The sequence below is a fragment of the Microbacterium wangyouchuni genome, assembly GCF_054072595.1.
The window spans coordinates 50037-72949 of record NZ_JBSVRM010000002.1 but is presented as its reverse complement, the minus strand read 5'-3'; the positions used below and the strand labels follow the sequence as shown (position 1 = coordinate 72949).

Here is a 22913-nt window from a genome sequence, read left to right as displayed (position 1 = left end):
GTCTCCCTCCCTGAGGACACACCATGCAGCAGTTGCTCAATGGCCTGTTTCTCGGTTCGATCTATGCGCTGTTCGCTATCGGGTTCACCCTGGTATTCGGCATCCTGGATCGACTGAACCTGGCTCATCCCTCGGCGTTCGCCGCTTCGGCATTCGTCGGAATCTGGCTCACCGAGGCCTACGATCTTCCGATCGGCGTTGTGCTGATCCTGGTGTTCCTCTTCGGAGGCATCCTGGGTCTGCTCATCGAACGCATCGCCTTCCGCCCGTTGCGGGACCGACCAGACGCGCACTTCGCGGGTCTGATCTCGTCCATCGCGCTCGGCGGCATGGTGATCGCACTGCTGCAGGCATTCTTCGGACCGAACACCCGCCGCTTCCCGGCGGGGACGGTATCTGATGAGTCCCTTCAGATCGGCGGGGTGACAGCAAGCTATCTGCAGCTGGCAATCCTCGCGATCTCGCTGGGACTGATGATCGCCCTCACCATTTTGGTGAAGCGATCGTCACTGGGACGCTCGATGCGGGCGGTGGCGGAGAACCCCACCGCCGCCCGCGTTCTCGGCGTGAATGTCGACCGGGTAACCTCCCTCACCTTCGCGATATCGACGGCGCTCGGCGCTGTTGCGGGTGTGTTGTTCGCTCTGAACGTCAATAGCGCCCAGCTCGGCATGGGAACCGCGATCGAGCTTAAAGGGCTCGCCGTCATCATCGTCGGCGGTATGGGTTCTCTTCCCGGCGCGTTGATCGGCGGGCTGATCCTCGGTATCGCCGAGGTCTTCACGATCCAGTACGTCGGATCGAGCTGGCGTGATCTGATCGCGTTCGCTCTGCTGTTCCTGATTCTGCTGCTGCGACCACAGGGACTGTTCGGTAAGCGGAAGGTGCGGGAAGTCTGATGTTCTTCACGGAGTCGACTCTCGTCTTCATCGCGATGAACGGCGTCTTCGCGTTCTCGTTCTACGCGGTTCTCGTCGCCGGCCAGCTGAGCCTCGCTCAGGCCGGATTCGCTGGGCTGTCCGCATTCGTCGCCGCCAGCATCGCCCCTGCTCCGACCGAGTGGGGCCCGCTCCCCACTCTGCTGTTCGCGATGTTCGTCGGAATGGTGGTGGGCGCTCTCGCCGCTGTCATCCTCGGTCTTCCGACGATGAAGCTGCGCGGGGTGTTCCTCGCCATCGCAACCCTCGGATTCGCCGAGGCGATGCGCATCTTCATCCTCAACGCCGAATGGACCGGCGGTGCGCAGGGCATGTCCGTGCCGAAGATCATGACCCCGGTCATCGCCTGGGTCGTGCTGATCATCGTCGCGTACTGGTTCTGGCGTCAGACCCGCTCACGCTACGGCCGGGCGCTGGAGGCGATCCGCGAGGACGAACTCGCCGCGCGTTCCATCGGCATCAACGTCGGCGGGCACCGCCTGACCGCATTCGTCTCGGCCGGTGTGCTCGCCGGGCTCTACGGCGTGATGTGGGCGTATTACATGCGCCTGATCGCACCGGAGGACTTCGCGTTCGAAACGGCCATCGATGGTCTGGTCACCGCGGTGGTCGGCGGAACGGCGAACTTCTTCGGACCGATCCTCGGCAGCGGCTTCCAGACCATGCTTCCGGAGATCCAACGCCTCATCGGGATCGAAGCGGGCTGGATCCGCCCGTTCCTGTCCGGGCTGCTGCTGCTCATCGTCATCCTGTACCTGCCCGGCGGCATCGCGAGCCTGATCCCGCGTCGCAAGCAGCGCATCGATATCAGCGCTCTCGACATGGATGCTCCGGCAACCGGCCGCAGCCACCCCGCCGCGGGTGAAGTCATCGCCGAGTTGAAGGGTCTCTCGAAGGAATACGGCGGCGTACACGCTGTGCGCGGCGTCGATCTGACCATCCGAAGCGGCGAGGTCGTCGGCCTCATCGGACCCAACGGCGCTGGCAAGACCACGCTGGTCAACATGCTCAGTGGCTTGATCCCGCCGTCGGGCGGATCAGCGACGGTGCTTGGCGTTCAGATCGGCAAGACCCCGGTGCACAAGTTCGCGGCAGCGGGTGTGACCCGCACCTTCCAGCATTCGAAGCTCTTCAACCGCCTCACCGCTTTGGAGAACGTCCTCATCGGCGCCCACCTGGTCGCGAAGCCCACGTTCCTGCGTCGGCTGATCTGGCTGCCCTCGGCGCGACGCGACGAGCGTCTCGCGCTGGAGCACGCGGCCCGCTGCCTGCGCCGGGTCGGCCTGCTCGACAAGGCTGATGTCACGGCCACCGCACTGTCGTACGGCGACCAGCGTCGGCTGGAGATCGCGCGGGCCCTTGCCGCCGATCCTTCCCTGCTGATCCTCGATGAACCGGCCGCCGGTATGAACCACGTCGAGGCCGAGGGCTTGTCGGAGCTCATCCGTTCGCTGGCTTCGGATGGCCTGACCATCATCTTCATCGAACACAACGTCGGCATGGTGCTGGGCACCTGCGACCACATCATCGTGCTGAACTTCGGTGAGGTGCTCGCCGATGGCACACCCGATGAGATCGCAGCCGATGAACGGGTGATCGAGGCGTACCTCGGCTCGGCCGACAGCGCAGATACGGAGGCCGATGACCATGTCTGAACCACTGCTCAGCGTGAAGGACCTCGTGGTCTCGTACGGACGCGTAGAGGCCGTCCGCAGCGTCTCCTTCGATGTCGCCCCGGGAGCGCTCGTGACGCTGGTCGGAGCCAACGGCGCCGGCAAGTCATCGATCATCAATGCGATCTCGGGCATCGTGCGTCCGGCTTCGGGGACGATCACCTACGACGGTGCAGACATCACCCGTACCCGTTCGCACAAGCTGGTTCCTCGTGGCCTCGTCCAGGTGCCGGAGGGCCGTCAGATTCTGGCGACCATGACCATCGCCGAGAACCTGCGGATGGGTGCCCGCTCGCAGGGGCGACGTGCCGGATCCGCGATCGACGAGATGTATCAGCGGTTCCCGGTGCTCGGTGAGCGTCGGTCGCTGGCAGCGGGTTCACTGTCGGGTGGCGAGCAGCAGATGCTCGCCATCGCCCGGGCCATGCTCGCGCAGCCGCGTCTGGTGCTGATGGATGAGCCGTCCATGGGGCTGGCTCCGAAGATCGTCGACGGCGTGTTCGAGGTGATCTCTGAGATTCGTGCCACCGGCGCCACGGTGCTCCTGGTGGAGCAGAACGCTCGTCGTGCGCTGCAGGCAGCGGACGAGGGACACATCCTGCAGAACGGCTCAGTCGTGCGCTCGGGTGCGGCATCCGATCTGCTCGCCGATGACGACATCATCCAGGCGTACTTGGGTACCGGAGGCACAACCGCGTGAGTGTCTCCCGCCGGCGCATCCGGCGCCGCATCCCCACCTGGTCAGCCGTAGCTCCGCTGCTCGGATTCCGTCGTCCTGTGCTCGATCCCGTCGAGCGACGGCTGCGCGCAGCGTTGACGGTGAAGGATCTGGCGCAGGTAGCTCGGCGCACGACGCCGCGCTCCGTGTTCGACTATGTGCACGGGGCAGCGGAGGACGAGCTCAGCCTGCGCCGGGCGCGCTCGGCATTCTCCTCGGTGGAGTTCTCGCCCCGCGTCCTGCGCGACGTCGGCGCCGTGGACACGTCCACGATGATTCTGGGGCGTCCGGCCTCTTTCCCGTTGATCATGGCGCCCACCGGATTCACCCGGATGATGCATCATGAGGGCGAGATCGCGGTCTCACGTGCTGCGGCGCGGGCCGGAGTTCCATACAGCCTCTCGACGATGGGCACGACGTCACCGCGTGCCCTGCAGGACGAGGCACCGGGAGACAACTGGTTCCAGCTGTACCTGTGGAAGGACCGCGAGGGAACGCTGCGGCTGATCGATGAGGCACGGTCCTCCGGTTTTGACACCCTCGTGCTGACCGTCGATACGCCGGTTGCTGGCAACCGGCTGCGGGACACCCGCAACGGCTTGACGATTCCGCCTGCTCTGAATGTGAAGACGATGTGGGACTTCGCCCTGCATCCGAACTGGTGGATCAATGTGCTCACGACCGACCCGATCGAGTTCGCGAGCCTGCGTTCCTTCGATGGCACGGTCGCAGAGCTCGTGGCGAAGATGTTCGATCCGACGCTGAGCTTCACAGATCTCGCGTGGCTGCGCGAACAGTGGGAGGGCAAGCTCGTCGTGAAGGGCATCCAGTCTGTTGAGGATGCCCGGCAGGTGGTGGATGCTGGTGCTGACGCACTGGTCGTCTCGAATCACGGCGGCCGGCAGCTCGACCGCGCACCTACTCCCCTGCGGCTCCTACCCGAGGTCGCCGCTGCTGTGGATGGCCAGGCACAGGTCTTCTTGGATACCGGCATCCTGTCGGGAGCGGACGTGCTTGCAGCCGTCGGTCTTGGCGCCGACGCGTGCATGGTGGGCCGGGCGTACCTGTACGGCTTGATGGCTGGCGGCGAGCGCGGCGTCGATCGGATGCTGGAGATCATGCGCGCGGAAGCGGTGCGCACGATGCAGCTCACTGGTGTGAGCTCGATCGGGGAACTGCGCGGACGCGTCAGCTTGGGCTGACGCCACTTCGGTCAGACGAACATCACGCGAGGCGGCGGTTCGTCGATATACGTGGCGCCCGTTGGGCTCGTCCATGCGATCGCCCCACCGGGAAGCTGGGTGGCAGACCATCGATATCGTTCGTCGAGATCCGGATGCTTGAGCGTGTGATGCCCTTTGCAGAAGTGCGAAAGGTTGCAGATCTCGGTTGCTCCGCCCTTGGCGTGGTCATGATTGTGATCGATCTCGCAGCGGTGTACGGGCATCCGGCATCCGGGGAAGCGGCAGTGTCGATCTCTCGCCCGTAAAAATCGCTTCATCGAGGCTGTTGGCACGTAATTGTCAGTGGAAACGGCCTTCCCCTCCGGATCGAGGAACAGGCGGGACCAGGATGTCGCTCTGCTGGCGAAGTCTCGAGCCAGGTCTGGGAGAACCGGCCCATAGCCGTCGAGCTCAGCCATCCGCTCGTCGTCACCGGTGAGGGTGCTCGCGGTGAGCGTGATCTGCACGGTCGCCTTGATCGATTCGGCTGCCGTGCCCGTTACTGATTCAGCCTTGCCCGCCAGGAGGAGATCCATGATGATATCTGCGCGGATCTGGCCCATCGTTCGCCTGTCGGCATCGGGAGAGGTGTCGTTCTTGTTCTGTTCGAAGACCACTTTGGCCATGGCTGTGGCACGATCCAAGGCGGCTCTGCCCAGCACTTCGGGCGTCGTGATGACAAGCTGGCCCATACCGTCGCTGAGAGAGTGGAACTGCGCGTTTCTCGTCTCGCGTGCGCTGCGGTGTCTTTCGCTGACACTGGCGGGAGCGATTGCTGCGACAAGTGCTTTGGCGTGCGCTCCGGTGCGGGCCGGGGTCTCGCCGACGGCGAACTCGAGTATGCGCGCCTGATACTGCGCGTAGGCATCTGCATCGCCATACGGCAGCCCGATCGTCGGTGGAATGATGACGTCGACGTGTCGTTTACTGATCAGCCCTGCCGCGAACGCCTTCGCGATTTCGGGGAGCTCTCGCCTCAGAGTGTCTGCTCGGCAGAAGTCGCCTTCTACCGTCCCCTGCGACATATTCGCCGCCGCCGCGAACTCGGCGGCCATCGAACGGAATGCCACGTCATGGTCGAAGGCACCCGGAGGCAGCTTCTCGCGCAGCATCGCGAACCGCTCGCCCATGATCTCGGCGCGCCGAGCCTCGAGCCGCGAGACTTCGGTTCCGAGCGTGGTCCATTCGTCCCGCAACGCGGATACGCGCTGGAACTCAACTTCGATGGGAGAGATATCTGCCATAGCTCAAGTATGGCATCTATCTTCTAATCAAACAAGAGTCTATTCGTGTACTTTCGAAAAAATCTTCGAAGCATCAGTAGCTGGCGAGCACCCGCTGTGCAGCGCCGTCCAGCGTGATGGTTCCGCCGTAGGGAACGATCCACTGCGGCCTGGTGTGCCCGAATGGCACACCAACACAGACCACAGCATCCGCGTTGTAATGGGCGACGGTTTCGATCACGACGTCGCGCTGCGCATCCCGCAGCGCCTGTGCCTCATCCGGCGAAGGGTGGAACTCGAAATCGCTGACCGGCGGACGCGCGAAGACGACCCCTGAGACCGCCGCAAGGAGACCTCGCTCCCCCAAGCCGCGCAACCAGCGCCCCACCCACCCGGCCGAGGGACGCTCTTCGCTCGTCTCGGCGATCAGAATCGTACCCTCAAGCGCCGACAGTGCGGGCAGTCGGTCTGCGAGGGCCAGCGCATCGATCGATTCCAGGCAACCACCCCAGGTGCGCCCGGATATGCGCACGGCCGGGCCCGCCCAGCTCCACGGTTCCGTCGGCACGCGATCACCGAACTCTGTGAGGGCGAGCGGGTCTTCCCAGCGCTTGCCGACGTCCTCGGATTCCCCCGGCTCAGTGAGCTCGATCTCCCCACCACCCAACAGAGCCGCCCGCAAAGAGCGCAGATGAACGTCATCCACGGCGGGGCCGGGCCCGAGGTGCACCGCCGTTGACCCGCCATAGAACCCCGGGATGCCGATACCCCAGAGCCAGTTCAGAATGTTGGTGTTATCGCTGTAACCGATGAACGGCTTCGGGTCGGCCTGCGCGAGCGTCGCGTCGAGGTGCGGAACGACAAGGATCTGATCGTCGCCGCCGATGGTGGCAAGAATCGCTCGGATGCTGGGATCCGCGAAGGCCGCGTTGACATCGCCCGCCCGAGCTTCTGGTGACGCGTCGAGCTGACGGGTGGTCGGATACTCGACCGGGATGAGCCCGGTCAGCTCAGTCAGTCGCCGCAGCGCCTGCTCATGGATCTCCGGAGCCACCGCTGGCGCGGCAAACGCGGGCGAAAGGATGGCGACACGGTCGCCGGGAACAAGCTTGGGCACAGTCAGCATCCACTGATTCTCTCGCATGACCAGGCGTCAACATTGCTTGACGAACCCGAATCGTCAACATATATTGACGTTATGACTATTCGCACCACACAAAGCCTCGAACCGGATGGCGAGCCGATCGCTGAACTGCACCGACTCGCCGGGATCCGCAGTGAGATCGCCCGCACCGAAGAGACACAGGTGCGGCGTGCGCGACTGGCCGGATATTCATGGCAGGCGATCGCCAGCGCGCTCGGAGTGACAAAACAGGCCGCACATAGGAAGTACGGTCGTAGGTAACCCCTTACTCAGATCGAGGTCTCGTATGTCTCGCACGGCGACCAGCCGCCGACGCGGACGCGGCGCACCGCAGGACGGCCCGCGCGCCACGTTCCGCCAGCTTCTCCCCTTCCTGTTCGAGCACAAGCGCACGCTGATCGTCGTCGCGATCCTCAGTGTGTTCGGAGCGGCCACCTCGCTCGCCCAGCCGTTGCTGGTCGGACAGGTCATCGTCGCGGTGCAGTCCAATCAGACGCTGGGAGTGCTCGTCTGGCTGCTGGTCGGCTTCGTGATCGTGTCATCCGTCATCTCCGGCTACCAGCACTATCTGCTGCAGCGCACCGGAACAGCCGTCGTGCATTCCAGTCGCCGTCAGCTCATCGCCCGCATCCTGCACCTGCCGATCCGCGAGTTCGACGCGCGCCGCACCGGCGATCTCGTCTCGCGCGTCGGGACCGACACGACGCTGCTGTATGCCGTACTCACGCAAGGACTTGCAGATGCCGTCGGCAGCGCGATCCTGTTCCTCGGCGCTCTGATCGCCATGCTGATCATCGATCCGATCCTGCTGCTCATCATCGTCGCCGTCGTGGGGCTCTCGCTGGCCGTGGTGGTCATGCTCAGCGGCCGAATCCGCACCGCCTCCACCGCGCAGCAGGTGAAGGTCGGCGAGCTCGCCTCGGCGGTCGAACGCGCCGTCGGTTCCATTCGCACCGTGCGCGCATCCGGTGCCACCGAACGCGAGACGACGTCGGTCTCACACCTGGCCGGCGAGGCGTACGGTCTCGGTGTGAAGATTGCCAAGGTGTCCGCTCTGGTCGTGCCGATCTCCGGTGTCGCACTGCAGCTGTCCCTGCTCGCCGTGCTCGGTGTGGGAGGATTCCGCGTTGCCGCGGGCGCTATCACCGTGGCCTCGCTCATCACGTTCGTGATGTTCCTGTTTATGATGCTCATGCCGCTGGCCACGACCTTCGGCGCCATCACGTCGGTCAACCAGGCGCTCGGCGCCCTCGGCCGCATCCAAGAGGTGCTTGATCTTCCCACCGAAGACCAGGAAGATGCCGCGATCGCCGCCGCCGTCCGAACAAGCGATGCTGATGCGGCCGCTGATCCTGCCACCGGGCGGGCAGTCGTCCCCGCGCTGTCGTTCCATGACGTGCGCTTCCGTTATCCGGATGCTGTCATCGCCGCCCGCGAGGCCGCCACGACCGAGGCGCACACCGTCCTCGTCGATGCGCACCTCGAAAGCAAGACGGATGATTCAGCCCTCGCGAAAGAAGAACATCGCGACGTACTCCGCGGCGTCTCCTTCGCAGTTCCACGCGGCTCCCGCGTCGCACTCGTCGGACCGAGCGGTGCAGGAAAGAGCACGATCCTCTCGCTGATCGAGAGGTTCTACGACCCGACTGGTGGTTCAATCCGCCTCGATGGTCACGACATCCGCACCTATCCGCGGACGGATCTGCGCGCGAACTTCGGCTACGTCGAGCAGGATGCCCCGACCCTCGCCGGCACGTTGGCCGATAATCTGCGGTTGGCGTCGCCGGAGGCCACGGATGCCGACTGCGAACGTGTTCTGCGTGCCGTGAACCTGGGCGACGTGCTGGATCGCGGAGCGCTGGGACTGGAAACACCCGTCGGTGAGGATGGTGTGATGCTCTCCGGCGGTGAGCGTCAACGCCTCGCAATCGCCCGCGCTCTCCTCACCGAGGCCCCCATCCTGCTCTTGGACGAGTCGACATCATCTCTCGATGGGGTGAACGAGCAGCGTATGCGCGAAGCGATCGATGCGGTCTCTGCTGACCGCACGCTCATCGTGATCGCGCATCGGCTGTCCACCGTCGTCGACAGCGACCAGATCGTCGTGCTGCAGGCTGGCGAGGTCGTGGGGCAGGGAACGCATACGGAACTCATCGAATCGACGCCGCTGTACCGCGATCTGGCACGGCACCAGTTGCTGGCCTAGTCCCCCGAGCGGCTTAACGCGACGACAGGATGGCGGGACCACTCAGCCATGGGTATGTCCCTGCCATCCCGCCGTCGCGGGTCTTTACTCGGCCTGGGCGAGTCGGTAGCGCAGCGAAGCGAGCTCGGTGCGCAGCGCAGCCGGCAGCTTGTCACCGAAGGTGTCGTAGAACGCCTCTGTCGAGTCGGCTTCCTGCCGCCAAGCATCCGGATCCACTGCGAAGAGCTCGTCGAGATCCTGCTGGGGGATGTCGAGGTTGTCCAGGTTGAGATCGTCGATGATCGGCAGACGCCCGATCGGGCTGTCGACAGCGCTCACCTCGCCACTGATGCGGCGGATGATCCAGTCCACGACGCGCGAGTTATCGCCGAAGCCTGGCCAGAGGAACCGGCCGTCTGCGCCGCGACGGAACCAGTTGACCTGGAAGATCCGCGGTGCACGGTCGAAGCGCAGCGACCGACCGACCTTCAGCCAGTGCGCGAAGTAGTCGCCCATGTTGTAACCGCAGAACGGCAGCATGGCGAATGGGTCGCGGCGCAGTTCCCCAAGAGTCCCCTCAGCGGCGGCAGTGCGTTCGGAGGAGATCGTCGAGCCGAGGAAGACGCCATGCGTCCAATCCGTCGCCTCGACGACCAACGGGACGTTGGTCGCACGACGACCGCCGAACAGGATGATGTCGAGCGGAACAGCTTCTTCCCAGTCGTCGGAGATCTGCGGGCACTGAGCTGCAGCCACGGTGAATCGAGAGTTCGGGTGTGCTGCGGGACGACCCGAGTCGGGAGTCCAGTCATTTCCCTGCCAGTCGACGAGGTTCGCCGGCGGGGCGTCCGTCAGGCCTTCCCACCACACGTCTCCGTCCGGGCGGAGTGCGACGTTGGTGAAGATCGTGTTGCCCCACAGGGTCTCGATCGCGGTGACGTTGGTTGATTCGCCGGTGCCCGGTGCGACGCCGAAGAAGCCGGCCTCGGGGTTGATCGCCCACATCCGGCCGTCTTCGCCGGGGCGGATCCAGGCGATATCGTCGCCGAGGGTTTCCACCGTCCATCCGGGGATGGTCGGGCGCAGCATGGCGAGGTTCGTCTTGCCGCACGCCGAGGGGAAGGCCGCGGCCACGTGGTAGGCCTTGCCCTTCGGGTCGATCACGCGGATGAGGAGCATGTGCTCGGCCAGCCAGCCCTCATCACGGGCGATGACCGAGGCGATGCGCAGTGCGAAGCACTTCTTGGCGAGGATGGCGTTGCCACCGTAGCCGGATCCGTAGGAGTAGACCTCGAGCGTGTCGGGGAAGTGGACGATGTACTTCTCGTCACTGCAGGGCCACTCGACATCCTGCTCGCCGGGTGCCAGCGGCGCACCGACGGAGTGCACGGTTTTGACCCAGGGTGCACCTTCAGCGATCTGACGGGTGACCGCGTCGCCGACGCGGGTCATGATGCCGATGGATGCTACGGCGTAGGCGCTGTCGGTGATTTGAACGCCGATGTGCGAGAGCGGGCCGCCGACGGCCCCCATGGAGAACGGCACGACGTACATCGTGCGCCCGCGCATCGAGCCGGTGAAGATGTCGGTCATCGTTTCGCGGATCTGGGTCGGGTCCGCCCAGTTGTTCGTGGGACCGGCATCCTCTTCGCGCTCGGAGGCGATGAAGGTGCGCGCTTCGGTGCGCGCGACGTCGCTGGGGTTCGAGCGGGCCAGGTATGAGCCGGGCCGCCATTCGGGGTTGAGCTTGATCAGCTTCCCCTCGTCAACCAGACCGCGCAGCACCGCATCGTTCTCTGCTGGTGAGCCGCTGACCCAGTGCACGGAATCCGGCTGAGTAAGTGTTGCGATCCCATCGACCCACGCGACCAGGTCAGCAAAGGCCTGCGTGTCATAGGTCGGCACAGCACCGAATGCCCGTGTCGGTGCAACAGCAGGGATGCGAGGTGTGAAGGTTTCGGCCATGGCCATGTCTGCTCCTTCGAAGAGATCGGCGTGTACCTCAATTCTTGACAGGATTCCGGTGGGGTTTCGGACTGATTGAGGTTAAAGAAGTGCGATTCTTTCGTTATGATCAAGGAATGAGCGACTCCGGCATCCATCTCACGACTCTCGGTCACCGCATCCGTCATCACCGACTCGCCCACGGCTTCACCCTCGATGAGCTCGGCGCGCAGGTCGGCGTCGCGGGTTCCCAGCTGAGCCTCATCGAGAACGGAAAGCGCGAGCCGAAGCTTTCCCTGCTGCAGGCGATCGCGCAGGCGACCGATACCGAGGTCGCCGACCTCATCTCCGGTGAGCCGCCCAACCGCCGTGCGGCGCTGGAAATCGAGCTGGAGCGCGCTCAGGTCAGCCCCGTGTTCCGCCAGCTCGGCATCACACCGGTTCGAGTCTCCAAAGGCATGCCCGACGAGACGATCGAGTCGATTCTCGGATTGCACCGCGAACTCCAACGTCGCGAGCGCGAGGCCATCGCCACTCCGGAAGAAGCGCGACGCGCGAACACCGAACTACGCCTGCGGATGCGAGCTCAGAACAACTACATCGGAGACATCGAGAAGCTCGCCGAGAAGCAGCTGAAGGCGGCCGGGCACGTCAGCGGGGCGCTCACCCACCGCACCGTGATCATCATGGCCGAGAAGCTCGGCTTCGAACTCATCTACGCGAACGACCTGCCCCGGTCGACGCGCTCGATCACCGACCTCGAGAACAGCCGTATCTACCTGCCACCGGCATCCATCCCCGGCGGCCACGGCCTGCGCTCCATGGCGCTGCAGGCGATGGCGCATCGTCTTCTCGGGCACACTCCCCCGACCGACTACGCGAATTTCCTCGAGCAGCGCCTGGAGATCAACTACTTCGCGGCCTGCTGTCTGATGCCAGAAACCGCGTCCGTCGCTTTCCTGCAGCAGGCCAAGAAAGACCGCAACCTCGCCGTCGAGGACTTCCGCGACGCCTTCGGTGTGACGCACGAGGCCGCCGGAATGCGGATGACGAATCTGATGACCGAGCATCTAGGAATGCTGCTGCACTTCCTCCGCGTCGACGACACCGGCGCCATCACGCGCGTCTACGAGAACGATGATCTGCTCCTGCCGATGGATGTCACCGGCGCTGTGGAGGGCCAGCCGGTGTGCCGGAAGTTCCAGGCGCGCTCGGCGTTCACCCAGCAGAACCGCACCACCGAGCGTCACCAGTACACCGATACCCCCGCGGGCACTTTCTGGTGTGCGACGCAGACCGGAACCGCTGACGACGGCGAATACTCGATCACCGTTGGCGTGCCTTTCGACGATGCCCGCTGGTGGCGCGGACGGGAAACCGCCGAGCGTGCAGTGTCGTCCTGCCCCGATGAGGCGTGCTGCCGGCGCCCCGCCCCGGATCTGACGTCGCGATGGAGCAACAAGGCTTGGCCGAGCGCCCGCGTGCACACGCATATGTTCTCGCCATTGCCCCGCGGTGCATTCCCCGGCGTGGACGAGAACGACGTCTACACGTTCCTCGCCCGCCACGCCGAGTAGCTTTCCCCCCTGCACCCCCTTGCGAGTGTCCAGTTGTGGCTCCCTTTTCGCGCAAAACACAGCCACGCGCGAACACTCGAAACTAGATCAGTGGGTGATGAACGCTAAGTAGCGGGAGAGCGCTGGGGCTGCGTCGAGCGCGGTGCTGTGCGCGAACAGCTCGGCGATCGGTTCATCGCGGTGGCGACCGACGGCGGTGGAGTGACGCCAGGTGCCGGCCACGACCCCCTCGGCGACGATGATCGGACGCACCATGCCGTTCTTCGCCGGCCCCACCGTCGCGACATGCTCCGAAGGGCAGGCAACGGTGCGGTCGAGGTAGGAGATGTAGTACTCCTCAAAGGGTCCGAGCGCGACGACAGCGGCACCCTGTGATTGCCGCCTGGGGCGCGGATGTGCGATGAACTGCCCGTCGTCGAGCTGTCGGATGCGATCATCATCGACGGATGCCGCGGCCGCGGCCCGCGCGCCACCCAGGGTGAGCCCTGCCCACCAGGCGAAGTCCTCCGCTGTCGCCGGACCGTGGCCGCGAACGTACCGGATGAACAGCTCAGCGGCCGGATCGCTCGGCCACGCGGCGCCAGCGACATGCTCTTCGACAAGCACGAAGCGCTGCTCACGGGATGCACCGTCCGGGCGGGCCACGACAGGTCCCTGGCAGATCATTCCGCGCAGTGCAAGGTTCTGGATCGCGTGCAGCCCGCGCTGGTTGCTCGGATCGATGCCCACCTGCTCGAGGATCACGAACAGCTCAGCGCGGGTCAACGCGTTACCACCGGTCAGCGCCGCACGAACAACGCGCTCGACGGTCGAGAGCGTCTCAGCGTCGAGTCCGAGTTCGCGGTAGCGCGGAGCTGCCATGCGCAGCTGTCGCTCCCCTGTCACCTCCAGCATCCAGCCGAGGTCTTCTCCCGGAACGATATGCAAGGTTCCGCGCTGCGTCCACGCGCGCACCAGTGAGCCCTGGTTAAAGAGCCGGTCAACATCACGAAGCGTCGGCGCACCGGTAGTGCGTGCCGCCAGAGCCCAGCGCCCGGCCCAGAATTCCTGCGCTTGCACCGCGAGCATGTGGCGCGCAGCATCCAGCGCCGAGGGCGCCGGCGCACTCAGCCGGTGCGAGCGCAGGCGCTCCGCGCGGAGCAGGTGTGCGTCCATCGCTCCATCTTGCCGGGTGGCGTAGACGTTCGTCAGCACGTACCGCCGCGGCGTTTTCGCGGCCTGCTCCGGATAGCCTGATCCCATGACTGCGATCACCGCTCGTGCTGCCCTTCTCGACATGGACGGAACACTCGTCGATTCCACGGCCGTGGTCGAGCGACTGTGGTGGGAATGGGCGGCGCCGCACGGCCTCGACCGGAACACGGTGCTGGAGACCGTGCACGGCAGACAGGGTTGGCAGAGCATGTCCCTTCTGCTGCCGGAGCGCGATCATGCGGTCAATCTCGAGGAGAATGCACAGATGCTCGCCCGCGAGAGCGCCGAGGTCGACGGCGTCGTTGAGATCCCGGGTGCGGCTGCATTCCTGCGCGCACTGGCGCCGTTCCCGCACGCGATCGTCACATCGGCGAACGATGCTCTGATGACCGCACGGATGGCAGCGGCCAGTCTGAAGATCCCCAAGATCGCCATCACCGCGGAACGCGTGACGAGGAGCAAACCCGATCCAGAAGGGTTCCTGCTCGCCGCTTCAAGCCTCGGCATCGCCCCCGCAGACTGCGTGGTGTTTGAGGACTCCGGTGCGGGCATTCGTGCGGGACTGGACGCGGGGATGAGCGTCATCGGCGTGGGCCCGCACGCGCCCCGGTTCGCGCCAACGCATCACATCGAGGACCTCACGCAGGTCACCATCGCACCGACCGCCGGCGGGTTCGAGATTCAGATCAGCTGAGCGCGTCGATCGCGTCGCGAAGGATGCCGTGGGATCGCGCCAGCGCGGCGGTGGCATGCTCGGTATCGGCGCCGGTCGCCAGGGTGAGCAATGCGAGTTTCACCGAGCCGCCTGCCGCCTGCAGTGCCTGCGTCGCGTCCTCGATGCCCACACCGGCAAGCTGCGTCACTGTGCGGATCGAACGTGCATGCAGCTTCTCATTCGTGACGACCAGATCAACCATCACGCCGCGGTGAGTCTTGCCGAGCTTGATCATCGACAGGGTCGTGAGCATGTTAACGACGAGCTTCTGCGCGGTGCCCGCCTTCAGCCGCGTCGAGCCGGAGATGAACTCGGGCCCCGTGACCACTTCGATCGCGATCTCCGCCGCCGCGCCGATGTCCGAGCCGCGATTGGAGGCAACGGCTGCGGTGAACGCACCGATGCTCCGAGCGTATTTCAGTCCGCCTACGACGTACGGCGTGCGACCGGATGCCGAGATGCCGACGACGGTGTCGCGTTCGGCCAGCCCCAGTTCTTGAAGTGCGTGCCCCGCGGCTTCGATGTCGTCCTCGGCGTCCTCGACCGCTGATCGAATCGCCGTGTCACCGCCGGCGATCAGACCGACCACCATCGATGGATCGGTTCCGAATGTGGGTGGGCACTCGCTGGCGTCGAGCACGCCGATTCTCCCCGCGGTGCCGGCGCCGATGTAGATGAGCCGGCCGCCCCGACGGAATCGTTCGGTGATCCCGTCGACAGCGCGCGCGATCTCTTCGGCATGCTCGGCAACCGCGACCGGAACCCGCTGGTCCTCGGCGTTCATCCTTCGCACCAGCTCTGCGGTGTCGAGCAGGTCGAGGTCGCCACGTTCGCTTGTCACCGCCTCGGTGTCGAGGTGCGCCAGTACGTCCAGGAGCGCGGAAAGGCGGGTGGATTCATTCGGCACGATGGACGACCCTTTCATGCGGCAGATCGGTGCGACGCGTGAGAAGCACTGCCCCGTCGAAAGCGTCGCCGATCGCTGGGGCGACCGTGCGTCCGGCCGAGACGAGGGCGCGTTCGAGTTCGCGGCGGAACCAGGGGTGCGCCGTGAGGCCACCATGGAGGACGACCTCGGGGTCAGCGGACGCGGCGACAGCGGAAGCGGTGAGCAGGCCGATCGCTTCCCGCACAATGCCGGCGGCCACGTCGTCACCAGCTTCGGCTGCGTCAAGCACGAGAGGTGCGACGGTAGCCAGCCGACGAGCCGTCGCAGCCTCCTCGCCGAGCCACACGAGGACGTCGGCTGCGGGCTCGATCAGTGTGCGCAGAGCATCGGAGAGGGCTGTGTCGGCACCGAGCCCGTCTCGGAATCGCAGCGTCGCACGAATACCTTCGCGTCCGATCCAGGATCCACTGCCGAAGTCGCCGAGTTCTGGGCCCCATCCGTCCACGAGGCGCACACCGTCTGCATCGATGCCGAGCGCCGCAGCACCCGTGCCCGCGAGCAGGAGTGTTCCGGATGCACCGCCTCGTGCGCCGGCATGGGCGGTGACGACATCAGAGGTCACCGATGTCGGCGCTCCTGTCACCTCGGCGAGCTTTCGAGCGAGAGCGACGGCGGCATCGGACGCGGTCCACGCCCCCGCTGCGCCGATACCGAGCGCGCTGATGTCTCCGTGCTTCGGAAGCAGCGGAAGGATCGCAGCGAATGAGGCCTCAAGTCCGTCGCTCGTCGCGAGGCCGGGCGCACCTACGCCCGTACGCACAGTGCGCCCTTCGGCACTGATCACGGCAACCCTGCATTGGGATTTACCGAGATCGACCGCGACGATAGTCTGCACGATCGGCACCTCTCCACTCTCACGTCTTGGCATTGGTCGAAGCTTTTCGAAAAGACTCTACAGTCAAGTTACCCCTAATGAAAAGAATTTACCGCGTTGCGCACTCGACTGCGGCATAGTGTTATCCCAGACCCCAAAGGAGCACGGATGAGCATTCAGTCCACGATCGAAGCCGCCGCTTCGACGCTGCCGCCATCCCTGGCCCGCATTGCGACAGTCGTGAGGGAGAACCCATCCATCGTCATTGACATGACGATCAATGAGCTCGCCCAGGAATGCAGCACCTCGGTGGCCTCCGTCGTACGTTTCTGTCGCGCGATCGGCTTCAGCGGCTACGCCACCCTGCGCATGGCCCTGGCCACGGAACTCGGCAAGGAAGCCGCCCAGTTCCCCACTCGCGGCGCCTCGGGCTCGGAGATCTCTGACGATGACTCCCTGCGCGAAGCCGTTTCCAAACTGGCAGCCCTCGAACTTCTCGCCATCGAGGAGACCATCGGGCAGCTGGACTTCGACGTTCTGGAGGCAGCGATCGATGACATCGATCGCGCGGAACGCATCCTCCTGTACGGTATCGGCGCCAGCCAATTCGTCGCTGAAGATCTCACCCACAAGCTCCTTCGTGTCGGCCGAAACGCCCACGTACTCACCGACCCGCACGAGGCGGTCGCTGCAACCGTCCTCAATGCGGGTCGCACCGTCGCCATCGGATTTTCCCACTCTGGGGAGACCAACGAGACTGTACGGTTTCTCCGCACCGCAAGCGACAACGGCGCCTCCACCGTCGCGGTCACCTCGGCAAAAGGCTCTCGCCTTGCCCTCGCCTCCGACCACGCGCTGTTTACGGAAGTGCGAGAGTCCTCGTTTCGCGCCGGAGCCATGGTGAGCCGCATCGCCCAGCTCGCACTGATCGACTCTCTCTTCGTGGGCGTCGCCAAACGCCGCTTCGCTGACACCGTCGACGCCCTGCAACGCACTCGTGAGGCCACCCGCGCCCTGCGTGACTGAAATCACATCTTCGGACGCGTCGGACAGATCGTCATGTTTCCGTGATGTAAATCATCTTCACGTCTCTCGACATTTATGAACATTCTCGCCATACTGGGGTGATCCACAACGGCGAGAGGACGATGACGTTGATGCAGATCCCCGGCACTATCACGGTGCGAAGCTTCCGATCAGGTGATGGCACCGAGCTCGCCGAAGCCTGGACGAGAGCGGCTCCACAGGATGGGATCACCGCTCGCCGACTGCGTGATCTGATCCTCCTGGATCGCAACTTCGATGCCGATGGCCTGTTCATCGCCGAGGATCAGGGAACGATCGTTGGCGCCGCCTATGCCGTGCGCCGTCGAATCGCCCATGACGGCGACGACCTCGAACCGACCATCGGATGGATCCCGTTCTTCTTCGTCGTACCCGGACACCGCAGCCAGGGCCTGGGCCGCGCGTTGATCACCCAGGCGTTCGATTGGTTGCGCGCTCAGGGGATCCGCGAAGTCATCTTTTCGGCCTACACGCCGAACTACGTACTTCCCGGTCTTGATGCCCAGCGTTACCCCGCGGCGTCGGCCCTGCTCGCCTCGATGGGCTTCACCCGATTCGAGCATCCGAGCGCGATGGACCGCTCACTGATCGGCTACGAGATGCCCGTCGAGGTGCGTGAGCGCGTCGACGCTCTGCGCGACGACGGCTGGTACCTGGGCACTCCCAGCGACGATGACCTCGTACCTCTCATCCGTATCGCCGGAGAATCATTCAACTCCGATTGGGCGCGCGCGATCCGCGAAGGAATCGTCGGCGGCATGCCGACCGAGCGCATCATCATCGCCAAGGACCCCACAGGCACAGTGCTCGGTTGGGGTATGCACGGCACCTACGAGTCAGTCATCGAACGGTTCGGCCCGTTCGGTGTGCTCCCGGAAAGCCGCGGCACCGGGCTCGGCAAGGTATTGCTGCATCTCACCCTCGAGCGGATGACCGCACTCGGCGCGCACAGTGCCTGGTTCCTCTGGGCTGACGAGGGCTCGACAGCCTCTGCGCTCTACGCGAAGACCGGCTTCACGGCCACCCGTTCATTCGACATCCTGCGTGCTGAGATCGGAGAAACCAAGAATGTCTAAGACCGTCATCGCCGTCGGCGGCCACATCGGCGATATGGAACTGACCGCTGGGCCGACACTCGCGAAGGTCGTGCTCGAGGGCGGCCGCGCCATCATCATCGACTGCACCTACGGCGAGCGCGGGCATCCGACGCTCCTGCCGAGCGTGTACCGCGAGCAGAAGCTACACGAAGCGAAGTTTTTCGCGGAGACCATCGGTGCCGAGCTGATCACCCTCGACTACTCTGACGGCTTCTTGCCGGATGATGAGGCGGTGGCTGAGCAGATCGCGGCGGTGATCCGCGAGGCGAAGCCCGACATCCTCATCACCCATTGGTTGCACTCGATGCATCGGGACCACGAGCGGGCTGCGCGGGCCACCGAGCGCGCAGCGTTCCTGGCTTCCATACCGATCGAGGAGATCGATGCGGAGCGTCACTCGGTGCCCACCATCCTCTACGCCGAGAACTGGGAAGACATGGAGGGTTTCGCAGCAGACACCTTCTTCGACATCCCCGAAGAGGCGTACGAACGATGGCGCACCGGTATCCAGGAGCACGCTTTCGCCCGAGGAGAAACCTACGGCTTCCGCTTCATCGACTATTACTCGGCCCTCATGCAGGTCAAGGGATGCCTCGTCGGCGCGCAGCGCGCCGCAGCGTTCAAGAGTGCGGGCACGGAGAAGTTCGCGCTCGCCGGCCCCTGACCCACCCTGATTCACATTCACAACATCCCAAAGCAAAGGAAAGCCATGAAGAAGACAGTCCTCACGGCGACAGGCCTCGGCATCGTCGCCGCTCTGACCCTGTCCGGCTGCGCCGGCACTCCCGATTCCGGGGCCTCCGGCGACGGCACGCAGGAGATCACGTTCCTCACCCACTGGGGTCCGGATCAGGTCGCCATGCTCGAAGCCGCAGGTGACGCGTTCACCGCAGACAACCCCGACATCACCCTGACGGTGCAGTCAGTGCCGTTCGGCAACCTTCTTTCGACTCTGCGCACCCAGGGCACTTCGGCCAACGGACCGACCATCGTCGGCGCCTATGACGCGTGGCTTCCTGAACTCGTGCGCGACGGCCTCGCCGCACAGGCTCCGGCCGATGTCACCGACGATGTGACGGCAAACTGGCCGAGCGGAGTCGTCACGGCGGCCAGCAGTGCGGGTGACCTGTACGGCATCCCCAATGAGATCGACCTGTACGCACTGAACTACAACACCGCACTGTTCGAGGCGGCGGGCATCACCGAGGCACCAGCGGACTGGGACGCGCTCGTCGAGGATGCCGCCGCGCTGACCACCGGTGACCAGCAGGGCATCGGCTTCATCACGGGCTGGAACAGCGGTGCGGTGCATCCCTTCCTCTCACTGCTCGCCTCGAACGGCGGCACCTTCCTCAACGAGGACGGCACGGCGTCGAATCTCACCAGTGATGAGGCGTTGGAGACGGCCGAGCTGTACGAGACGCTTGTGAAGGCCGGATCGACGGACACCTCGAAGTCGACGGCCAACGCGAACACGACCGGCCCGTACCTCGACAACTTCGTCAACGCCAAGACCGGCATGCTCGTCATGGCGAACTGGTGGGAGAGCTCGCTCAAGGATGCTATGGGCGATTCCTTCTCCGACGTGGCGACTGCACCGATTCCCGTGGGCCCCAGCGGCACGGAGTCGAGCTCGATCTCGTACTCGTGGATGACGATCGTGAACAGCAAGGCAGACGAGGCCAAACAGGATGCTGCTTGGAAGTTCCTCAGCTATCTGAACGGGTCTGATTCGGGCGAGAACGGTTCTTCGGCGATGGGTGACATTCTCATCTCGATGGGTATCATGCCGACTCGCAATTCGGATATCGAGGCGCACGCTGACACACTCGGCACCCCCTTCCTGTCTACCTACGCCGAGGCCCTGGATGCTGCGACTCCGTTCCCGACCGTGCTCGGCGGACCTGCGGCAACCGATGCTCTGCAGGTCCAGATCGAAGCACTGCTGAACGGACAGATCGATGCGAAGACGGCTATGGAGAATGCCGCCCGCGACGTCGACGCCGCACTCGAGGCGGCCCAGTAGTAACACCGACAGTGAAGCGGGACTCCGCATAGGAGTCCCGCTTCCGTCCGAAAGGCACCACCCGTGACGACCGCCACGACATTGCGCGCACTCCCCGACGCCGCTCCTCCGACGCACCGCCGACGACGGAACAAGACCGCGAGATGGTCAGCGCTGTTCCTTAGCCCGGCGATGATCGTCATCGGCGTCTTCACTGTCGTCCCGATGCTGATGACGATCTGGATCAGTCTGAACAAGTGGTCGATGTTCACCTCGATCACAGACATGACTTTCGTCGGCTTCGACAACTACGCACGGCTTCTCGGCGACCACTCGCGGATGCAGGCGATTGCGAACACCGGCGTCTACGTCGGGCTTTCAGTGCTGATCACGATCCCGCTCGCGCTGCTGATCGCACTCCTGCTGTACTTCCCGAAGCTCAAGGGAAAGGGCGTGGTGCGAACGCTTCTGTTCGCGACCTATGTCATCCCGACGATTGCGATCGTGATCATCTGGGGGAACATCTACTCCCCCGGGTACGGACCTCTCAGTGCGATGGTCTCCGCCGTCGGCCTGACGCCGCCGGGATGGCTGAGCGATCCCCAATGGGCGCTCGTGTCGCTCGTGATCTTCAACGTCTGGCAGATGCTCGGTTATTACGTCATCCTGCTCATCGCCGGTCTCACCCAGATCAACGAAGAGCTGTATGAAGCGGCCCGCATCGATGGCGCCGGCCTCATCCGCCAGACGTGGTCGATCACGATCCCGCTGCTGCGACCGTCGCTGGTCTTCGTCGTGCTGATGACGTTCGTTAACTCGATCCAGGTGTTCGACCCGATCTACCTGCTCACCCAGGGAGGTCCGGCCAACTCCACCAACGTCGTCGGCTTCGAGATTCAGCGCTCGGCGTTCCAATACGGCATGGCCGGTGATTCCTCTGCCCTGGCTGTCTCGCTCTTCCTGATGATCGTCGCTGTCGGTGGCGTGCTCGGGATCATCATGAAGGGACGCACACGATGAGCGCCGATGTCTCTGTCACGGTCCGTCGTCGGGTCGGCAAGACCGTCCAGTACGTTCTGCTCGCGATCGTCGCTCTGATCCCGCTCTTTCCGCTGTACTGGTTGCTCATATCGGCGCTGAAGACCCCGGCGGAGTTCTCGTCGATTCCACCGACGTGGTTCCCTGCGATGCCGACGCTGGATCCGACGATCACCGCACTGACGGCGGTGCCGTTCTTCCAGTCGATGGTGAATAGCATCATCATCGCCGGCGGGGCGACGATCTCGGTTCTGATCACGAGCATCCTCGCCGGATACGTGTTCGCCAAACATCAGTTCCGCGGTCGCGATCTGCTGTTCTGGGGCATCATCGCGACGATGTTCCTGCCGCCGATCGTGACGATCGTGCCGTTGTACTACCTCGTCTCCAGCATGGGACTGTCGGACACGTATCTGGGTGTGCTGCTGCCATGGCTGGCGAACGCTTTCGGCATCTTCTTGATGCGGCAGTTCATCCAGGACATCCCGGACGAACTGATCGAAGCGGCACGCGTCGACGGCGCGGGAGAGTTCCGCATCGTCTGGCAGTTCGTCGTCCCGCTGCTGAAGCCCGCGATCGTGACGCTCGCGGTGTTCATGTTCGTCTACGCCTGGAACAACTTCCTCTGGCCGCTGTCGATACTGAAGTCGGAGGCGCTGTATCCGGTCGTGCTGACGCTCAACCGGCTGATGTCCTACACGATGAGCTTCGAGTATCAGAACGTCGTGCTGGCCGGAGCAGTTATCGCGTCGCTGCCGACCCTACTCGTATTCCTGGTGACGCAGCGCGTCTTTGTCGCGGGTATCGCCGCGAGCGGAGTGAAGGGCTGAGTCCGCGTCCGGATGAAGTGGCGGCACGGTTGCTCCATGCCGCCACCGAAGTTCAAGCGGTCGGCGGCAGCCCGAGGTCTTCTTCGCGCACGGTGCCCTGGAACGACCAGGGGAAGTCGATCCACAGATCGGTGTCCTTCCACGCAAAGTCCGGCTGGATGATCGTCGAAGGCTTCGTGTAGATCGTCACCGACCGCACGTCAGCGCCCTTGTCTTCGAGCAGCTTCACGGCGAGAGCGAGCGTACGGCCCGAGTCGGCGACATCGTCAACGAGCAGCACTCGACGACCGTCGAGGTAGGCCATGTCGAGTTCGGGCGGCAGCACCTCGGGGGCATCCAACACGGTTCCGATGCCGGTGTAGAACTCGACGTTGATCGCACCGCAGTTCTTGGCGCCGAGACCGTAAGCGATCGCGCCAGCAGGCAGCAGTCCGCCGCGAGCGATGGCTACGACCACTTCAGTCTGGAAACTGCTTTCGAGGATCCTGCGCGCCAGGTCTCGCGTTGCCGATCCGAATCCGTCCCAGGTGAGCGTCTCGCGCTCGATAGCTGTCATTGCTCCATTCTCTCCCCTTTCGCGC

21 protein-coding genes are annotated in these 22913 nt (G+C 64.5%); 14 read left to right on the top strand and 7 right to left on the bottom strand.

Annotated features, from left to right (window positions below; all coding sequences use genetic code 11):
* Positions 1–23 precede the first annotated feature (23 nt).
* From ACW5CM_RS03070 to ACW5CM_RS03055, 4 genes are read left to right on the top strand one after another with little or no spacing between them, the layout of a single operon-like run.
* Positions 24–899 (top strand): branched-chain amino acid ABC transporter permease, encoded by an 876-nt coding sequence (locus tag ACW5CM_RS03070; RefSeq protein WP_438253300.1) that lies wholly within the window; start codon positions 24–26, stop codon positions 897–899.
* Complete coding sequence (locus ACW5CM_RS03065; RefSeq protein ID WP_438253299.1) at positions 899–2593, top strand: branched-chain amino acid ABC transporter ATP-binding protein/permease; 1695 nt, start codon at positions 899–901, stop codon at positions 2591–2593. Before ACW5CM_RS03070 ends, ACW5CM_RS03065 begins: the two co-directional genes overlap by 1 nt.
* Positions 2580–3311, top strand: coding sequence for an ABC transporter ATP-binding protein (locus tag ACW5CM_RS03060; RefSeq protein ID WP_438253298.1), 732 nt, complete (start codon positions 2580–2582; stop codon positions 3309–3311). The genes ACW5CM_RS03065 and ACW5CM_RS03060 overlap by 14 nt, the downstream gene beginning before the upstream one ends.
* Complete coding sequence (locus tag ACW5CM_RS03055; protein WP_438253297.1) at positions 3308–4531, top strand: alpha-hydroxy acid oxidase; 1224 nt, start codon at positions 3308–3310, stop codon at positions 4529–4531. The genes ACW5CM_RS03060 and ACW5CM_RS03055 overlap by 4 nt, the downstream gene beginning before the upstream one ends.
* Before the next feature lie 11 nt (positions 4532–4542).
* Here ACW5CM_RS03055 and ACW5CM_RS03050 read toward each other — a convergent pair whose 3' ends face one another.
* Together ACW5CM_RS03050 and ACW5CM_RS03045 are read right to left on the bottom strand one after the other, a co-directional pair.
* Positions 4543–5796: an HNH endonuclease signature motif containing protein gene (locus tag ACW5CM_RS03050; protein WP_457124156.1), complete on the bottom strand. Its 1254-nt coding sequence runs from the start codon at positions 5794–5796 to the stop codon at positions 4543–4545.
* A gap of 73 nt (positions 5797–5869) precedes the next feature.
* Positions 5870–6901 (bottom strand): S66 family peptidase, encoded by a 1032-nt coding sequence (locus ACW5CM_RS03045; RefSeq protein WP_457124155.1) that lies wholly within the window; start codon positions 6899–6901, stop codon positions 5870–5872.
* 72 nt (positions 6902–6973) lie between these two features.
* Between ACW5CM_RS03045 and ACW5CM_RS03040 the strand changes: the two genes are divergently transcribed.
* Both ACW5CM_RS03040 and ACW5CM_RS03035 read left to right on the top strand, forming a co-directional pair.
* Positions 6974–7180, top strand: coding sequence for an AsnC family protein (locus ACW5CM_RS03040; RefSeq protein WP_457124154.1), 207 nt, complete (start codon positions 6974–6976; stop codon positions 7178–7180).
* A 25-nt stretch (positions 7181–7205) separates the two neighbouring features.
* Positions 7206–9125 (top strand): ABC transporter ATP-binding protein, encoded by a 1920-nt coding sequence (locus ACW5CM_RS03035; protein WP_439255009.1) that lies wholly within the window; start codon positions 7206–7208, stop codon positions 9123–9125.
* Between the two features lie 84 nt (positions 9126–9209).
* Here the strand turns inward: ACW5CM_RS03035 and ACW5CM_RS03030 are convergent, their stop codons facing one another.
* A complete protein-coding gene (locus ACW5CM_RS03030; RefSeq protein WP_457124153.1) occupies positions 9210–11075 on the bottom strand; it encodes a phosphoenolpyruvate carboxykinase (GTP) in 1866 nt (621 codons plus the stop codon).
* A 110-nt stretch (positions 11076–11185) separates the two neighbouring features.
* Here ACW5CM_RS03030 and ACW5CM_RS03025 point away from each other — a divergent pair, with 110 nt between their 5' ends.
* Entirely contained in the window at positions 11186–12625 is a 1440-nt protein-coding gene (locus tag ACW5CM_RS03025; protein WP_457124152.1) for a helix-turn-helix domain-containing protein, read from the top strand.
* A gap of 87 nt (positions 12626–12712) precedes the next feature.
* On the opposite strand, the gene ACW5CM_RS03020 is transcribed toward ACW5CM_RS03025, so the two are convergent.
* Positions 12713–13867: a winged helix DNA-binding domain-containing protein gene (locus ACW5CM_RS03020; protein WP_457124151.1), complete on the bottom strand. Its 1155-nt coding sequence runs from the start codon at positions 13865–13867 to the stop codon at positions 12713–12715.
* On the opposite strand from ACW5CM_RS03020, the gene ACW5CM_RS03015 reads away from it, so the two are divergent.
* Positions 13866–14513 carry an HAD-IA family hydrolase gene (locus tag ACW5CM_RS03015; protein WP_438253289.1) on the top strand — a complete coding sequence of 216 codons (648 nt, stop codon included), beginning with the start codon at positions 13866–13868 and terminating at the stop codon, positions 14511–14513. The two genes, ACW5CM_RS03020 and ACW5CM_RS03015, sit on opposite strands and share 2 nt — an antisense overlap.
* On the opposite strand, the gene murQ is transcribed toward ACW5CM_RS03015, so the two are convergent.
* On the bottom strand, positions 14506–15441 hold the full coding sequence (gene murQ / locus ACW5CM_RS03010; protein WP_438253288.1) for an N-acetylmuramic acid 6-phosphate etherase: 936 nt from the start codon (positions 15439–15441) through the stop codon (positions 14506–14508). The two genes, ACW5CM_RS03015 and murQ, sit on opposite strands and share 8 nt — an antisense overlap.
* The gene (locus ACW5CM_RS03005; protein ID WP_438253287.1) at positions 15431–16318 is read right to left on the bottom strand and encodes an N-acetylglucosamine kinase; all 888 of its coding nucleotides are present in this window, start codon (positions 16316–16318) and stop codon (positions 15431–15433) included. Before ACW5CM_RS03005 ends, murQ begins: the two co-directional genes overlap by 11 nt.
* A 147-nt stretch (positions 16319–16465) precedes the next feature.
* On the opposite strand from ACW5CM_RS03005, the gene ACW5CM_RS03000 reads away from it, so the two are divergent.
* From ACW5CM_RS03000 to ACW5CM_RS02975, 6 genes are all read left to right on the top strand, one after another.
* The gene (locus ACW5CM_RS03000; RefSeq protein ID WP_438253286.1) at positions 16466–17323 is read left to right on the top strand and encodes a MurR/RpiR family transcriptional regulator; all 858 of its coding nucleotides are present in this window, start codon (positions 16466–16468) and stop codon (positions 17321–17323) included.
* A gap of 122 nt (positions 17324–17445) precedes the next feature.
* Positions 17446–18438 carry a GNAT family N-acetyltransferase gene (locus ACW5CM_RS02995; protein ID WP_438253285.1) on the top strand — a complete coding sequence of 331 codons (993 nt, stop codon included), beginning with the start codon at positions 17446–17448 and terminating at the stop codon, positions 18436–18438.
* A complete protein-coding gene (locus ACW5CM_RS02990) occupies positions 18431–19123 on the top strand; it encodes a PIG-L deacetylase family protein (RefSeq protein ID WP_438253284.1) in 693 nt (230 codons plus the stop codon). Before ACW5CM_RS02995 ends, ACW5CM_RS02990 begins: the two co-directional genes overlap by 8 nt.
* Before the next feature lie 45 nt (positions 19124–19168).
* A complete protein-coding gene (locus tag ACW5CM_RS02985) occupies positions 19169–20485 on the top strand; it encodes an ABC transporter substrate-binding protein (protein WP_438253283.1) in 1317 nt (438 codons plus the stop codon).
* Positions 20486–20548: 63 nt separating this feature from the next.
* The gene (locus tag ACW5CM_RS02980; protein WP_438253282.1) at positions 20549–21484 is read left to right on the top strand and encodes a carbohydrate ABC transporter permease; all 936 of its coding nucleotides are present in this window, start codon (positions 20549–20551) and stop codon (positions 21482–21484) included.
* Positions 21481–22332, top strand: coding sequence for a carbohydrate ABC transporter permease (locus ACW5CM_RS02975; protein ID WP_438253281.1), 852 nt, complete (start codon positions 21481–21483; stop codon positions 22330–22332). The genes ACW5CM_RS02980 and ACW5CM_RS02975 overlap by 4 nt, the downstream gene beginning before the upstream one ends.
* Before the next feature lie 52 nt (positions 22333–22384).
* Here ACW5CM_RS02975 and ACW5CM_RS02970 read toward each other — a convergent pair whose 3' ends face one another.
* Entirely contained in the window at positions 22385–22888 is a 504-nt protein-coding gene (locus ACW5CM_RS02970; protein WP_457124150.1) for a phosphoribosyltransferase, read from the bottom strand.
* Positions 22889–22913 lie beyond the last annotated feature (25 nt).

Bases quoted from the DNA above. Each gene is read 5' to 3' on its own strand.
- ACW5CM_RS02990 (WP_438253284.1), top strand. From the start codon at position 18,431: ATGTCTAAGACCGTCATCGCCGTCGGCGGCCACATCGGCGATATGGAA.
- ACW5CM_RS03070 (WP_438253300.1), top strand. From the start codon at position 24: ATGCAGCAGTTGCTCAATGGCCTGTTTCTCGGTTCGATCTATGCGCTG.
- ACW5CM_RS03045 (WP_457124155.1), bottom strand. From the start codon at position 6,901: ATGCTGACTGTGCCCAAGCTTGTTCCCGGCGACCGTGTCGCCATCCTT.
- ACW5CM_RS02995 (WP_438253285.1), top strand. From the start codon at position 17,446: ATGACGTTGATGCAGATCCCCGGCACTATCACGGTGCGAAGCTTCCGA.
- ACW5CM_RS02975 (WP_438253281.1), top strand. From the start codon at position 21,481: ATGAGCGCCGATGTCTCTGTCACGGTCCGTCGTCGGGTCGGCAAGACC.
- ACW5CM_RS03050 (WP_457124156.1), bottom strand. From the start codon at position 5,796: ATGGCAGATATCTCTCCCATCGAAGTTGAGTTCCAGCGCGTATCCGCG.
- ACW5CM_RS02985 (WP_438253283.1), top strand. From the start codon at position 19,169: ATGAAGAAGACAGTCCTCACGGCGACAGGCCTCGGCATCGTCGCCGCT.
- ACW5CM_RS03060 (WP_438253298.1), top strand. From the start codon at position 2,580: ATGACCATGTCTGAACCACTGCTCAGCGTGAAGGACCTCGTGGTCTCG.
- ACW5CM_RS03015 (WP_438253289.1), top strand. From the start codon at position 13,866: ATGACTGCGATCACCGCTCGTGCTGCCCTTCTCGACATGGACGGAACA.
- ACW5CM_RS03000 (WP_438253286.1), top strand. From the start codon at position 16,466: ATGAGCATTCAGTCCACGATCGAAGCCGCCGCTTCGACGCTGCCGCCA.
- ACW5CM_RS03035 (WP_439255009.1), top strand. From the start codon at position 7,206: ATGTCTCGCACGGCGACCAGCCGCCGACGCGGACGCGGCGCACCGCAG.
- ACW5CM_RS03020 (WP_457124151.1), bottom strand. From the start codon at position 13,867: ATGGGATCAGGCTATCCGGAGCAGGCCGCGAAAACGCCGCGGCGGTAC.
- ACW5CM_RS02970 (WP_457124150.1), bottom strand. From the start codon at position 22,888: ATGACAGCTATCGAGCGCGAGACGCTCACCTGGGACGGATTCGGATCG.
- ACW5CM_RS03030 (WP_457124153.1), bottom strand. From the start codon at position 11,075: ATGGCCATGGCCGAAACCTTCACACCTCGCATCCCTGCTGTTGCACCG.
- ACW5CM_RS03065 (WP_438253299.1), top strand. From the start codon at position 899: ATGTTCTTCACGGAGTCGACTCTCGTCTTCATCGCGATGAACGGCGTC.
- ACW5CM_RS03040 (WP_457124154.1), top strand. From the start codon at position 6,974: ATGACTATTCGCACCACACAAAGCCTCGAACCGGATGGCGAGCCGATC.
- ACW5CM_RS03025 (WP_457124152.1), top strand. From the start codon at position 11,186: ATGAGCGACTCCGGCATCCATCTCACGACTCTCGGTCACCGCATCCGT.